At 75.2% G+C, this 12,279-nt stretch carries 10 protein-coding genes; 6 read left to right on the top strand and 4 right to left on the bottom strand.

The features are described from left to right. Nucleotides 1–429: 429 nt before the first annotated feature. Nucleotides 430–1,590, top strand: coding sequence for a type ISP restriction/modification enzyme (locus ACIRFL_RS21130; RefSeq protein WP_404030400.1), 1,161 nt, complete (start codon nucleotides 430–432; stop codon nucleotides 1,588–1,590). Between the two features lie 18 nt (nucleotides 1,591–1,608). Here ACIRFL_RS21130 and ACIRFL_RS21125 read toward each other — a convergent pair whose 3' ends face one another. Beyond that, entirely contained in the window at nucleotides 1,609–2,328 is a 720-nt protein-coding gene (locus ACIRFL_RS21125; protein WP_404030398.1) for a TetR/AcrR family transcriptional regulator C-terminal domain-containing protein, read from the bottom strand. Nucleotides 2,329–2,391: 63 nt separating this feature from the next. Between ACIRFL_RS21125 and ACIRFL_RS21120 the strand changes: the two genes are divergently transcribed. Both ACIRFL_RS21120 and ACIRFL_RS21115 read left to right on the top strand, forming a co-directional pair. Continuing rightward, nucleotides 2,392–3,387, top strand: coding sequence for an ATP-binding cassette domain-containing protein (locus tag ACIRFL_RS21120; protein WP_404030396.1), 996 nt, complete (start codon nucleotides 2,392–2,394; stop codon nucleotides 3,385–3,387). Next, nucleotides 3,384–4,166 carry an ABC transporter permease gene (locus tag ACIRFL_RS21115; RefSeq protein WP_404030394.1) on the top strand — a complete coding sequence of 261 codons (783 nt, stop codon included), beginning with the start codon at nucleotides 3,384–3,386 and terminating at the stop codon, nucleotides 4,164–4,166. The genes ACIRFL_RS21120 and ACIRFL_RS21115 overlap by 4 nt, the downstream gene beginning before the upstream one ends. A gap of 457 nt (nucleotides 4,167–4,623) precedes the next feature. Here ACIRFL_RS21115 and ACIRFL_RS21110 read toward each other — a convergent pair whose 3' ends face one another. The 3 genes from ACIRFL_RS21110 to ACIRFL_RS21100 all read right to left on the bottom strand — a co-directional run bounded on the left by ACIRFL_RS21110 (nucleotide 4,624) and on the right by ACIRFL_RS21100 (nucleotide 6,367). After that, on the bottom strand, nucleotides 4,624–4,899 hold the full coding sequence (locus ACIRFL_RS21110; RefSeq protein WP_404030392.1) for a hypothetical protein: 276 nt from the start codon (nucleotides 4,897–4,899) through the stop codon (nucleotides 4,624–4,626). 116 nt (nucleotides 4,900–5,015) lie between these two features. After that, the gene (locus ACIRFL_RS21105) at nucleotides 5,016–5,828 is read right to left on the bottom strand and encodes an anti-sigma factor domain-containing protein (RefSeq protein WP_404030390.1); all 813 of its coding nucleotides are present in this window, start codon (nucleotides 5,826–5,828) and stop codon (nucleotides 5,016–5,018) included. Beyond that, nucleotides 5,825–6,367 (bottom strand): sigma-70 family RNA polymerase sigma factor, encoded by a 543-nt coding sequence (locus ACIRFL_RS21100; protein ID WP_404030388.1) that lies wholly within the window; start codon nucleotides 6,365–6,367, stop codon nucleotides 5,825–5,827. Before ACIRFL_RS21100 ends, ACIRFL_RS21105 begins: the two co-directional genes overlap by 4 nt. A gap of 206 nt (nucleotides 6,368–6,573) precedes the next feature. Here ACIRFL_RS21100 and ACIRFL_RS21095 point away from each other — a divergent pair, with 206 nt between their 5' ends. The 3 genes from ACIRFL_RS21095 (at nucleotide 6,574) to ACIRFL_RS21085 (ending at nucleotide 12,249) form a co-directional block, all read left to right on the top strand. Further along, entirely contained in the window at nucleotides 6,574–8,112 is a 1,539-nt protein-coding gene (locus ACIRFL_RS21095) for a DUF4331 domain-containing protein (protein ID WP_404030386.1), read from the top strand. Nucleotides 8,113–8,224: 112 nt separating this feature from the next. Continuing rightward, nucleotides 8,225–10,699 carry a hypothetical protein gene (locus ACIRFL_RS21090; protein WP_404030384.1) on the top strand — a complete coding sequence of 825 codons (2,475 nt, stop codon included), beginning with the start codon at nucleotides 8,225–8,227 and terminating at the stop codon, nucleotides 10,697–10,699. Then, nucleotides 10,696–12,249: a nickel transporter gene (locus tag ACIRFL_RS21085; protein ID WP_404030382.1), complete on the top strand. Its 1,554-nt coding sequence runs from the start codon at nucleotides 10,696–10,698 to the stop codon at nucleotides 12,247–12,249. Before ACIRFL_RS21090 ends, ACIRFL_RS21085 begins: the two co-directional genes overlap by 4 nt. Nucleotides 12,250–12,279: the final 30 nt, after the last annotated feature.

Below are 12,279 nucleotides of genomic sequence, written 5' to 3'. Positions count from 1 at the left end.
CGTACGCGCCAGGCTCGTGGCCGGGTGCGGGACTCGTCGTGGCTGGGCGCGCAGTTCCCCGCGCCCCCTGCGGGGCCACCTGGCGCCGTCGGGTCGGCCGGGGCGGGCGCCGTAGCGCGCCAGGCTCGTGGCCGGGTGCGGGACTCGTCGTGGCTGGGCGCGCAGTTCCCCGCGCCCCCTGCGGGGCCACCTGGCGCCGTCGGGTCGGCCCGGGCCGGGCGGGCGCCGTAGCGCGGCAGGCTCATGGCCGGGTGCGGGACTCGTCGTGGCTGATCGCGCAGTTCCCCGCGCCCCCCCTACGGGGCGACCCGACGCCGTCAGTGCGGGTCTCGGCGTGGCTGGGCGCGCAGTTCCCCGCGCCCCCTGCGGGGCGGCCTGGCGCCGGTGGTGCGTGCAGGGGCCCGTGGGCCTTTGGAGGGAGGTCGTACTATGCCCAGCGTGACGTACGACGACGCTCCGCTGCTTGCGGACCTCATGCCGTGGTCCGTCGCACCGCCTCGGCTCGGCCGGGGGTGGCCGGCGGCCCCCGACGCGGCGTCCTTGAAGGCCCGTTGGGACGCTCTGATGAAGGCCGAGGGCCCGGACCGGGAGGCCCTGTTCGAACCGACCCGGGCGCGCACCCTGCACTCGGCCGTCGGCCAGCTGCCCGGCCAGGGCAGCGGCACGGAGCGGCTGGCCCGGGCGGCGGGCCCGTGCCCGGAGCCGGTCCGGGTGCTGGCCGCGCCCTTCGACGAGCAGTGGCTGATCCCCGACCACCGGCTGATCGACGCGGCCCGCCCGGAGCTGTGGCGGGTGGCCGACGCGCACCAGGTGTTCGCCGTGGAGACGGCCGCGGAGGGCCCGGGCCCGGTGCTGCTGGCCACGTCGCTGCTGCCGGCCCTGCGCCCCGGCCGGATCCGCCCGCTGTACCGGCGGCCCGGCGGCCGGGAACCGAATCTGGCGCCCGGCCTGCTGGAACACCTGGGCGCCGGCCTGGGGTCGACCCCCAGCCCCCTGGACCTGCTGGCCTGGACCCTGGCGGCGGCCCGGCCGGGCCCGGCGGTGCCGCTCACACGGGATGCGGAACTGTGGTCGCGGGGCGTGCGGTTGGGCCGCCGGCTGCTGTGGCTGATGCGCCGCGACGGCGAGCGCCCCAAGCTCCCCGGTGGCCGCCGCCCCTACGTCCGCGCCCCGCTCCCGCCGCGCCCCCTCGCCGTCCGCTACGACCGCGACGAGGAATGTCTTCATCTCGACGAGGGCCGCGTCGCCCCGGTGCCGCCCGCGGCCTGGGACTTCGAGGTGGCCGGGGTCCGGGTGCTGGAGCAGTGGTTCACCGCGCGGACGGCGCAGCCGGAGCCCGGCACCCTGGCGGCCGTCCGCCCCGCGACCTGGCCGCAGTCCTGGACGTCGGAACTGCTCGAACTGATCACCGTCCTCACCCTGCTCGCCGAACTGGGGCCCGAACAGGCCGAGCTGACCGTGGGGTCGCCGATCACGGCCGCCGAGCTGCGTGCGGCGGCCGTCCTTCCGCCACCGGCCTCGTCCCGCCGTCCGGCGTCGGTCCTCGACCATCACGAGGAGGGCCCGGAGGGGCAGTTCGCGCTGCTGTGACGGCCGGCCCGTGCCGTTCTAGGGCGCCGTCGGCGGGATGAAGGCGTCGAGGATGCGGTCCAGGGTCCGTTCGAAGAAGGCCTCCGGATCGACCGGCCCGGCATCCTCCGTGAACGCCGCCGCCAGGTGCGGGTACGCGCCCGAGGCGAGCCGGCCGCCGAGATAGGCGGTGCGGGCCGCGTTCTCCTGCTCCTCCGTCCAGGGCAGGGCGCGGGTGCGCTCGGCGGTCTCCAGCTCGTTCCTGACGTACGTCGTCACGACACCGTTGAGCATCGCGAAGAGTTCCAGTTTCGTGCCGTAGGGCGCCTCCAGCGGCTCCAGACAGGCCAGGCAGTGCTCGATGTAGCGCAGCGCGTTCGGGCTGAAGCCGTACACCGGTGACATCAGCCGCGGCAGCCACGGATGCCGGTGCATCAGGGCACGCGTCTGCCGCGCCACCCGGCCCATGTCCGCGCGCCAGTCACCGCTCGGCGCCCACAGTTCGTGTTCGCCGCCGACCGCGTCCACCATCAGCTCGTACAGGTCCTCCTTGCGGGGGACGTAGTTGTACAGCGACATGGTGCCGCAGCCCAGTTCGGCCGCCACGCGCCGCATCGAGACCGCGTCGAGACCGTCGGCGTCGGCGATCCGCACGGCCGCCGCCGCGATGTCGGCGCGGGCGTACGCCGGCTTGGGGCCGCGGCCCGTGCGCTCGGGGCGGGCCCAGATCACTTCGGGGACGGCCGCTCGGCCTGCCATGGATCATCACCTCGCCCGCCATCCTAGTTCCGTACACCGTACGTAGTGCGCTATGGTCGACCCATGACTACTACGTACGCTGTACTTAGTGAGGGTCTGGAGCGGCGCTTCGGCGCCGTGCACGCCCTGCGCGGACTGGATCTGGCCGTCGCACGGGGCACGGTCTGCGGGCTGCTCGGCCCGAACGGGGCCGGGAAGACGACGGCCGTGCGGCTGCTGACCACGCTGCTGCGGCCCGACGCGGGCTCGGCCCGGATCGCGGGGTACGACCTGGTGCGCGAGGCCGCGGCGGTGCGGCGCCGGATCGCCGTCACCGGTCAGTACGCGTCGATCGACGGGGACCTCACCGGGCGGCAGAACCTGCGGCTGTTCGCCCGTCTGCACCGGGTACGCGGCCCGGCCGAGCGGGCCGCGTACCTGCTGGAACGCTTCGGTCTGACGGAGGCCGCGGACCGGCGGGCCGCCACCTACTCGGGCGGTATGCGGCGCCGGCTGGACCTCGCGGCGAGCCTGGTGCGCCGCCCCGACGTGCTCTTCCTGGACGAGCCCAGCACCGGTCTGGACCCGGTCGGCCGCAACCGGATCCGGGACACGGTACGCGAACTGACGGCCGAGGGCACGACCGTGCTGCTGACCACCCAGTATCTGGAGGAGGCGGACCAACTCGCCGACGACATCGCCCTGCTGGACCGGGGCCGCGTCGCGCACACCGGTTCGCCGGCCGAACTCAAGTCCCTCATCGGCTCCTACGCGGAGGCCGTCGTCGCCCACGCCGACGCGCTGCCGCGGGCGGCCGGCGTCCTCGACCGGCTCACCGGCCGGGAACCGTCGTTCGACCACGAACGGCGGTCCGTCGGCGCGGTCACCACCGACCCCACCCTGACCCTGCCCCGTCTGGTGCGTGAACTCGACGCGGCGGGCGTGCCGTTGCTGGACGTCAGCCTGCGCCCGCCGACCCTCGACGATGTCTTCCTCCGGCTGACCGGCGCGAGCGCCGGTACCGGGACCGCCGGCACCCCGGAAGGCGGGGCCACCGACCGCGAGGAGGCCGCGGCATGAGCGCATGGGCGTACGACGGTGCCGCGATGGTGGGCCGGCAGCTGCGCCGGGTCCGCAACAGCCCGGGCATCACCGTCCTGAGCCAGATCATGCCGGTGAACATGCTGCTCTTCTTCGGATATGTCTTCGGCAGCGCCCTCGCGATGCCCGGCCGGGAGTACCGGTCCTTCCTGGTCCCCGGGCTGCTGGTGGCGACCGCGGCGGGCGGGATCATGACCGGGATGTTCCAGGCCGCCCAGGACGCGCATCGCGGGGTGATCAACCGGTTCCGTACGATGCCGGTGAGCCGGTCCGCCGTGCCGCTCGGCCAGGCCGTCGCCGACCTGGTCGTCTCCGCGCTCGGGACGGTGCCGTTGCTGCTGGTCGGCCTCGCCGTGGGCTGGCGCGTCGAGGGGTCGGCGGGCGGGGCGCTCGGCGCGGTGGGCCTGTTGATGCTGTTCCGGTTCGCCTGCACGAGCGTCGGGATCCTCCTCGGACTGCTCACCCGGAGCGAGGAGGCCGCGGGGCAGCTCGGCGCCTCGACCTTCGTGCTTCCCCTGCTGTCGAACGCCTACATCCCGACCGGCAATCTGCCCGGCTGGCTGCGCACGCTCGCCGAGTGGAACCCGATCAGCGCGGTGACCGCCGCGCTGCGCGACCTGTTCGGCAACGCGCCCGTACCGGAGGGCGCCGCCTGGCCGGTGGCGCATCCGGTGGCCGGTTCGCTGGCGTGGAGCGCCGTCCTGGTCGCGGTGTCCCTGCCGCTCGCCGTGCGCCGGTACGCACGCGGCGAGCGGTGAACCGTCAGGCGGTGCACAAAGCGCCGCACCAAGGCGTGAGGTCGGCTCCGCGGTCGCTGAAGACATCGCTGTGGATCACCCGCCCGGCGCAGCTCGGCGTGCACGGCGGGGTCGCGCAGCCGCGCGAGGTTGACGAAGCCGTCGGACGCGGGCCGCTGTGGAGGCGGGCGGCCGGGTCGCCAACGGCGGTCACGGGCTGGGTGCGGTGCTCGGTCGGCTGAAGGCGGCGGCAGCCGGCGCCGGTCGGGCGTGGGCTGAGCGGGGTGGGGAGTGAGGTGGCGGTGGTGCCGGGGACGGCGGCGTCCCCCATCGATGCCGGGCGGGGACGGGCGTGGATGGGGGACGGCGGGCGCTCGGGCGGCGCACCGCGGCGCCGCTGCGTGCCGTGGGGATGACGGACGACCGGATCGCAGCATGGCGCCTGGACGGCAGGGCCGCCCGAGCACGGGCCCTTCGGTCAGTGCCTGTTGCCGCCGAACAGCGACCGGCGCAGCCGGCGCAGTGGCGCGAAGAGCGACACACGGCGCACCCGCGTGTCCCGGTCGCTGCGCTCGTGCGTGGTGTCACGCGCGGTCAGCTCGCGCATCAGCGATGTCGCCTCGACCGTCTTCTGCTGCGGTATGGCGGGCCCCGACAGCACCGAAAGATGGCGGTCGAGGCGCGAACTGGTCGCGCTGCTCCCGCAGGTGATCGCAGGGACCCTCGCCCTGCTGCGCACTGTTATCTGCTCCATGTCACTCCCCACCCGTAACGAGTCCACCCGGCGCGGGCAGAGTAACCCTATCGCCCCATCCGGGCACTCGGGTATCTGGCCCGCAGGATTCACCTTCGCCGCAAGGAGGTTGACGATTACTCTCCGAATCCGACCGATTTCAGGGCGAGTTGCGCAATCGGCTGACTGGTGGGCTGCGCGGAGCCGCCCGCGGGCTCGACGGTGACGGCGAGTGACGTCGCGGAGGTGCCGAGCCCGGTCGCGATCAGGGGCGTGTCGCCGTCGAGGAGCCCGAGGGAGCGCGGTCGCACATCCGGGCGCATGAGCCACAGTTGGTGCACGCGCCCGCCGGGCGGAGCGTCGTACCCGCCGAGGGTGACGACGGCCCGTCCCTCGGCCGCGGAGGCGATCACCGCGATACCGCGGCCACGGGCATCCTTGCTGCTGGTGGCCCGGGCGTCCGGGGCGGCGAGCACCTGCGCGATCTCGCGTGCCTGGGCCCGCTCGGCGTCCAGCCGGTCCTGGGTCCGGCCCGCCTGGACCGCGAAGAGCCCGGCGACGACGAGCGCCGCGGCGGCGGTCGCCGTGGCGAGCGGAACGAACAGGGGGCGCATTCGGGGCGTACGGGTGCGTGCCGGCGGGGGCTGGGTGCCCCAGACGTGCGGCGGCAACTGCGGTGTGCGCTCTTGCCCGCGGGCCGGCTCCTGCGGGGTCGTGCGCACGGCGGCCAGTACCCGCGCGCGCAGCGCGACCGGCGCCGGGGCGGCCGTGGACCAGGCGAGCCGCACCGCGTCCTCGGCCAGCGCCCGGACCTCGGTGGCGCAGCGCTCGCAGCCGCCGAGGTGCTTCTCGAAGCGGCGCCGCTCGCCCGGTTCCAGGGCGTCGAGCGCATAGGGGGCGGCCAGCGAGTGCGGGTCCTCGCGGCGCAGCACCCGGCCGAGGGCGTTCATGCGGCACCTCCCAGGCACTCGCGCAGCCGGGTCAGTCCGTCGCGCATCCGCGTCTTCACCGTGCCCAGCGGCAGCGAAAGCCGCTCGGCCACCTCACGGTATGTGTAGCCGTCGTAGTAGGCGAGGGTGACGGACTGCCGTTGCAGGGCGGTGAGCCGGTCCAGGCAGTGGCGCACCCACTCGCGTTCCAGGCCCGCCTCCACCTCCTCGGACACCTGGTCGAAGGCCGGGTGGTGGGCGCGGCGGGCCTCGCGCTCCTCGCGTTCGCCGGCCGCGCGGGCGCTGCGCACCCGGTCCACGGCGCGGCGGTGGGCGAGGGTGAGGATCCAGGACAGGGCACTGCCCCGGGCGGGGTCGAAGCGCGCCGCGGAGCGCCACAGTTCGAGCAGCACCTCCTGGGCCACCTCCTCCGACTGGGCCGGGTCGCGCACCACCCGCCGCACCAGGCCGTACACGGGCCCGGACACCAGCCCGTACAGGTCCTCGAAGGCCCGCTGGTCGCCGCCCGCCACGAGCAGCAGAAGCTCGTCCGCCTCCACCGCGTCCCCCTCTCGCCGTCCGCAGCCGGACCGTCCCGTCACACCAGGTATTCGCACCGAACGCACCTCCGGACGGTGTTACGGATCAGCCGCCCGAAAACGCGGGTCGCGCAGGGAGGAAGAAAAAATCGCGGCCGGCCAATCCGGCCCGGCGCCGTCTCCGAATCCCCGGACGTCAGGCAAGTCGGCACGGAGGAACGGACGGCATGACTCCTCTCATCTCCAGGAGGGCCGCGGGACGTTCGGGTCTCGCCACCCTCCTCTGTGGTGCGCTGGCCGCCGGGGGGCTCACAGCCGCCGGTGTGGCCGTGCTGGAACCGGGGGCGGCCTCCGCCTCCTCCCACCGGGAGGCCCCGCTGATCTCGGGAGCCCCGCAGTACGACAACACGGACGTGTACGCGTTCGTCAGCCCGGACGCACCGGACACGACCACGATCATCGCCAACTGGATCCCGTTCGAGGAGCCGGCGGGCGGACCGAACTTCTACACGTTCGCGGACGACGCCCAGTACGACCTCCACATCGACAACAACGGTGATGCGCAGGGCGAGCTGCTGTTCCGCTACACGTTCACCACGCACCGCAAGGACGGGGACACGTTCCTGTACAACACGGGCCCGGTCACCAGCCCCGACGACCCGGACCTGAACATCACCCAGACCTATGACGTCGATCTGGTCCGGCTGAAGGACCAGCACGTGGTGTCGCGGACGAAGCTCGCGGACGACGTGCCGGTCGCGCCGTCCAACGTGGGCAGGGCCTCGATGCCGGACTACGGCACGCTGCGCGCGCAGGCGATCCACCGGACGGCGGGCGGCACCCGGACCTTCGCCGGGCAGGCGGACGACCCGTTCTTCCTGGACCTGCGCGTCTTCGACCTGCTGTACGGCGGGAACCTGTCCGAGGTCGGCCGGGACACCCTCAAGGGCTACAACGTCAACACGATCGCCCTCCAGGTGCCGAACGACCTGATCCGCGAGTCGGCCGAGCAGCCGGTCGTCGGCATCTGGTCGACGACCCAGCGCAGGAACGCGCAGGGCTACTACACACAGGTGTCGCGGCTCGGCAACCCGCTCGTCAACGAGGTCGTCAACCCGCAGAAGGACAAGGACAAGTTCAACGCCTCCGCGCCCTGGGACGACGCGCAGTTCCTGAAGAACGTCACCAATCCGGAGCTGCCGAAGCTCATCGAGGCGATCTACAAGATCCCGGCGCCCGCCGAGCCCCGCAACGACCTGGTCGACGTCTTTCTGAAGGGCGTCGACGGGCTCAACCGGCCGCCGCATGTGCGCCCGGCGGAGGAACTGCGCCTGAACACCTCCGTCAAGCCGAGCGCGCACCCCAAACCGCTGGGCGTGCTCGACGGCGACAACGCGGGGTTCCCGAACGGCCGCAGGCTGACCGACGACGTGATCGACGCCGCCCTCCAGGTGGTCGAGGGCGAACTGGTCGGCGCCAAGAACGACCTCGGCGACGCGGTGGACGCGAACGACAAGAAGTTCGAGGAGCACTTCCCGTACGTGGCCCAGCCGACGGCCGGTTCGCGCGGCGCGCTCGCCAAGGGCACCACCGAAGGCGCCGACGTCCGCAGCGGGCTCGGGGACGCGCTGCGCCCTGCCGGTTCGTCCGCCGGCTCCGGCGACAGGGTGCTGATCGCCGCCTCCGCGGCTTCGGGCGCGGCCGGGGTCCTGCTGATCGGCACCGCCCTGGCGTGGTGGCGCCGCCGGCTGCAGCGCCCGTACTGAGCCCGCCGGCGCGTCCCACCGACCGGCGCGGCCCGCATCCCCGTCTCCCCCACGGCGCGGGCCGCGCCACCTCCACCGCACGACCACCCGCCCAGGCGACCCAGGAGAGGGCATGCCCCCGCGAACCCACGACACCGAACCGGCCGGCCAACCACCGAACACCCCCGAACAGAGGCCGGTACCCGCCCACCCCGCACACGAGACCGAGCCGGAGCACGACTTCCCCGGGGACGGGCCGGGACCGGAGAACGAACTCGCCGATGGCGGGCCGGGCAACCACATCCCCGAGGAACCCGGCGGGCAGCGGGACGCGGCTGACGTCGCCGGCCCGCGGGTGCGGCCGGAGCCCAACGCCCCAGCGAACAAGACCGAGCCGGGGCACAACCTCCCCGAGGCCGGGCCGGGACCGGAGAACGAACTCGCCGAGGACGGGCCGGGACCAGAGAGCAACCTCCCCGAGGGCGGGCCGGGACCGGGGCAGGAACTCCGCGGGGACGAGCCCGGACCGGAGAACAACCTCCCCGGGGACGGGCCGGGACCGGGGAACGAACTCGCCGATGGCGGGCCGGGACCGGAGAACAACCTCCCCGGGGACGGGCCGGGACCGGGGAACGAACTCGCCGATGGCGGGCCGGGACCGGAGAACGAACTCGCCGAGGGCGGGCCGGGCAACAACGTCCCCGAGGGACCAGACGCGGAGCCCGGCGCACAGCGGGGCGCGGCTGACGTCGCCGATCAGCGGGTGCGGCCGAAACCCCACGGCCCCGCGAACGACACCGAGCCGGGGCACAACCTCCCCGCGGCCGGGCCGGGACCGGAGAACGAACTCCGCGGGGACGAGCCCGGACCGGAGAACAACCTCCCCGGGGACGGGCCGGGACCAGCGAACGAACTACCCGGGGGCGGGTCGGGGCCGAGGAAGCACTTCGTCGATGGCGGGGCGGAGGGCCCGGGGGTCGGCGGTGTCGCCTCGGTGGATGTCGTGGGCGACCAGGCGGGTTCGCGGCTGGAGGCGCCCACGCCCCGTACGGCGCAGGACACGGGCGCGCCGGGCACGGTGGCAGGCGGGGCGCTCGCTGCCAAGGAGGCGTGCCCGCCCCGCGCCGGCACGCCGAGGTCCCGGCCCACCCCGTCCGGGGACGGGCCGGGCCCGGGGAGGAAGGCGCCGGTCGACGTCGCCGGTGGGGCCGCTGACATTCCGCCGGGTGTCGCCGGTGACGAGCGGGTCGCCGCCGTGCGGCGGGTGGCGGCTGCCGAGCGGCGGTGGCGGCGGGCACGGACCGCCGGTTGCGCGGTGCTGCTGGCCGTCGCGCTCACCGGCGGTGCCGTCGCCGTGCGGGGCGGGGCGTCCGCCCCGGCAGCCGCGGTCTCGACCGCTGCCGTCTCCCCCGGCCTGCTGAGCGGCGGCGACCTCGCGGCGGGCGTCGCCGCGCTGCAGGCGCATCTGCGGGCGCAGCCGCGGGACTTCGCGGGCTGGGCCGTCCTCGGACTCGCGTACGTCGAACAGGCCCGCGTGCAGGGCGACCCGTCCCGGTACCCGCAGGCCGACCGGGCCCTGGGACGGTCCCTGCAGCTGGCCCCGGACAACGACCAGGCGCTCGCCGGACGCGCCGCGCTCGCCGCCGCCCGGCACGACTTCACGGCCGCACTCCGCCACGCGGACCGTGCGCTGGCGCGCAACCCCTACAGCGAGCGCGCCCTGTGCTCCCGTATCGACGCCCTGGTCGAACTCGGCCGGTACGAGGAGGCGTCCCGGGCCGCCGACACCGCGGACGAGCGGCGTCCCGGGGTGCCGGTCTTCACCCGGTACGCCTATGTGCGCGAGCTGCGCGGTGACGTCGGCACGGCCCGGCGGGTGCTGGAGCGTGCGCTGGCCGGCGCCGTCGCGCCCGGGGACGTGGCGTACGTCGCCACCCAGCTCGGCCACCTCGCCTGGAACCAGGGCGACTACAAGACCGCCCTGGCCCACTACGCCCGTGCGCTCGCCGCCGACGAGACCTATCTGCCCGCCCTGGAGGGGCGGGCCCGCGCGCAGGCGGCGAGCGGCGACCGGGCCGCCGCGGTCCGGGGCCTGGAGGCCGTCGTCGCCCGGTCCCCGCTGCCCGGCCCGCTGGTCGAGCTGGGCGAGCTGTACGAGGCACGCGGCGCGCCCGGCGACGCGGCCAGGGCGCGTGACCAGTACGCCCTCGTCGGCGCGTGGACGGCCCTCGCCCGCGCGGGCGGTGTCGACGCCGATCTGGACACCGCGCTGGCCGCCGCCGACCACGGCGACCGGGCCGCCGCCCTGCGCGCGGCGCGCGCCGAGTGGGCCCGCCGGCGCAGCGTGCACACCGCGGACGCCCTCGCCTGGGCCCTGCATGTCAACGGCCGGGACCGGGAGGCGCTGCCGTACGCCCGGCGGGCCACGGCCACCGGGTACCGCAACGCCTCCTTCCTCCATCACCGCGGGATGATCGAACTGGCCGTCGGGGACCGGCGTAAGGGCCGTGCCTCGCTCACCGCGGCCCTGCGGCTGAACCCCGGCTTCTCGCCGCTCGGCGCGGCCGGGGCCCGGGCGGCGCTGCGCGGTGCGGAGGCGGCCGAGTGAGGCTCCGTCATCCGTTCGCCGCCTTCGCTGCCGTGTTCACGGCGGCCTGCGCGGTCGTGCTGGTCCCGGCCGCGCGGGCCGGGGCGCACCCGCTCGGCAACTTCACCGTCAACCGCTACGACGGTCTCGTCGCGGCCCTCGGGCTGCTCCGCGTCGACCACGTCGAAGATCTCGCCGAGATTCCCGCCGCCCAGGCCGGGCCGGACATCCGGCGGCTGGGCACGGCCGGTTGGGCGCGCAGCCGGTGTGCCGACGCCGCCGTGGGCAGTGCGCTCACCGTGGCGGGCCGCCGGACCGCGCTGTCCGTCGAGCGCAGTCACGCGGCGCGGCGTCCGGGACAGGCCGGGCTCGACACGCTGCGTGTGGAGTGCCGGTTCACCGCCCCGCTGCCCGAGGGCCGCTCCGTCGCGATCGGCTTCCGGGCCGCGGGCACGGACACCGGGCCGGGCTGGCGGGAGATCACGGCGCGCGGCGACCGCATGACGCTCACCGCGACCGATGTGCCCGAGCGCTCGGTCTCGCACGAACTCACCAGCTATCCGCGGGCGTTGCTGTCCTCCCCCGCCGACACGCGCGGCGCTGCCGTACGGGTGCGGCCCGGCGGTCCCGCGCTCGCCGGGCAGCACCGGGACGCGCCCGCCGCGACCGTGCTGCCCCGCGGCGCCGATCGCTGGACCCGTGCCCTGGACGGCCTCGTCGCCCGGCACCGGCCGACCGCGGGCTTCGTCCTTGTGGCGCTGGTGGTCGCGGCCGGGCTCGGCGCGCTGCACGCCCTCGCCCCGGGCCACGGCAAGACGCTGATGGCCGCCGCGGCGGCGGCCCGGGGCGGCCGGGCCCGGCTGCGGGACGTGCTGCCGCTGGCGGCCTCGGTGACGGTCACCCACACCCTCGGCGTGGTCGCCCTCGGCCTGCTCGTCACCGCGGGCTCCGCGGCGGCGCCCTCGGTGATCGCCTGGCTGGGCATGGCGAGCGGAGCCCTGGTGATGCTGGCGGGCACGAGCCTCGTACGCCGGACCTGGCGCGGCCACCGCCACCCGGCCACGGCCCGGCACCCGCACCCGCACCCGCACCCGCACGGTCGCCTCCGCCACCACGACCGCCGTCACATCACCGACACCGCCGAGAACACCGAGAACACCGAGACCGCCGCCAAGCACACCGTCGAGCACACGCACGGCGGTTCCGCCCACACGCACCCCACCGCCCCCACGCTCCGCGGCACGATCCTGCTCGGCTTCGCGGGCGGACTCGTGCCCAGCCCGTCCGCGGTGGTGGTGCTCGTCGGCGCCGCCGCGCTCGGGCACGCCGGGTTCGGGCTGCTCCTCGTCGTCGGATACGGGACCGGACTGGCCCTGACGCTGACCGCGGCCGGGTTCGCGGTCGTCAGGCTGGGTACGGGAATGACCCGGGTGCTCGACGGACGGCCCCGCTGGACCACCCATCCGGTGACCTCCCTGGTGCGTCGGACCGTGCCCCTGGCGTCCGCGCTCGGCGTCGTGGTCCTGGGCATCGGACTGGTGCTCAGGGGGACGGCGTCCGCGTTCGGATGAGCTGCTTCGTCAAGACGTCACGCGAGTGGG

Origin of the sequence: Streptomyces sp. NPDC102462, assembly GCF_044765425.1 — a bacterium.
Classification (GTDB): Bacteria; Actinomycetota; Actinomycetes; order Streptomycetales; family Streptomycetaceae; genus Streptomyces.
The sequence above is the reverse complement of the archived record's forward strand: the minus strand, read 5'-3'. Positions and strand labels throughout refer to the sequence as shown.

Coding starts and splice junctions, on each gene's coding strand:
- ACIRFL_RS21130 (WP_404030400.1), top strand. CDS start 430: ATGCCCAGCGTGACGTACGACGACGCTCCGCTGCTTGCGGACCTCATG.
- ACIRFL_RS21125 (WP_404030398.1), bottom strand. CDS start 2,328: ATGGCAGGCCGAGCGGCCGTCCCCGAAGTGATCTGGGCCCGCCCCGAG.
- ACIRFL_RS21120 (WP_404030396.1), top strand. CDS start 2,392: ATGACTACTACGTACGCTGTACTTAGTGAGGGTCTGGAGCGGCGCTTC.
- ACIRFL_RS21115 (WP_404030394.1), top strand. CDS start 3,384: ATGAGCGCATGGGCGTACGACGGTGCCGCGATGGTGGGCCGGCAGCTG.
- ACIRFL_RS21110 (WP_404030392.1), bottom strand. CDS start 4,899: ATGGAGCAGATAACAGTGCGCAGCAGGGCGAGGGTCCCTGCGATCACC.
- ACIRFL_RS21105 (WP_404030390.1), bottom strand. CDS start 5,828: ATGAACGCCCTCGGCCGGGTGCTGCGCCGCGAGGACCCGCACTCGCTG.
- ACIRFL_RS21095 (WP_404030386.1), top strand. CDS start 6,574: ATGACTCCTCTCATCTCCAGGAGGGCCGCGGGACGTTCGGGTCTCGCC.
- ACIRFL_RS21090 (WP_404030384.1), top strand. CDS start 8,225: ATGCCCCCGCGAACCCACGACACCGAACCGGCCGGCCAACCACCGAAC.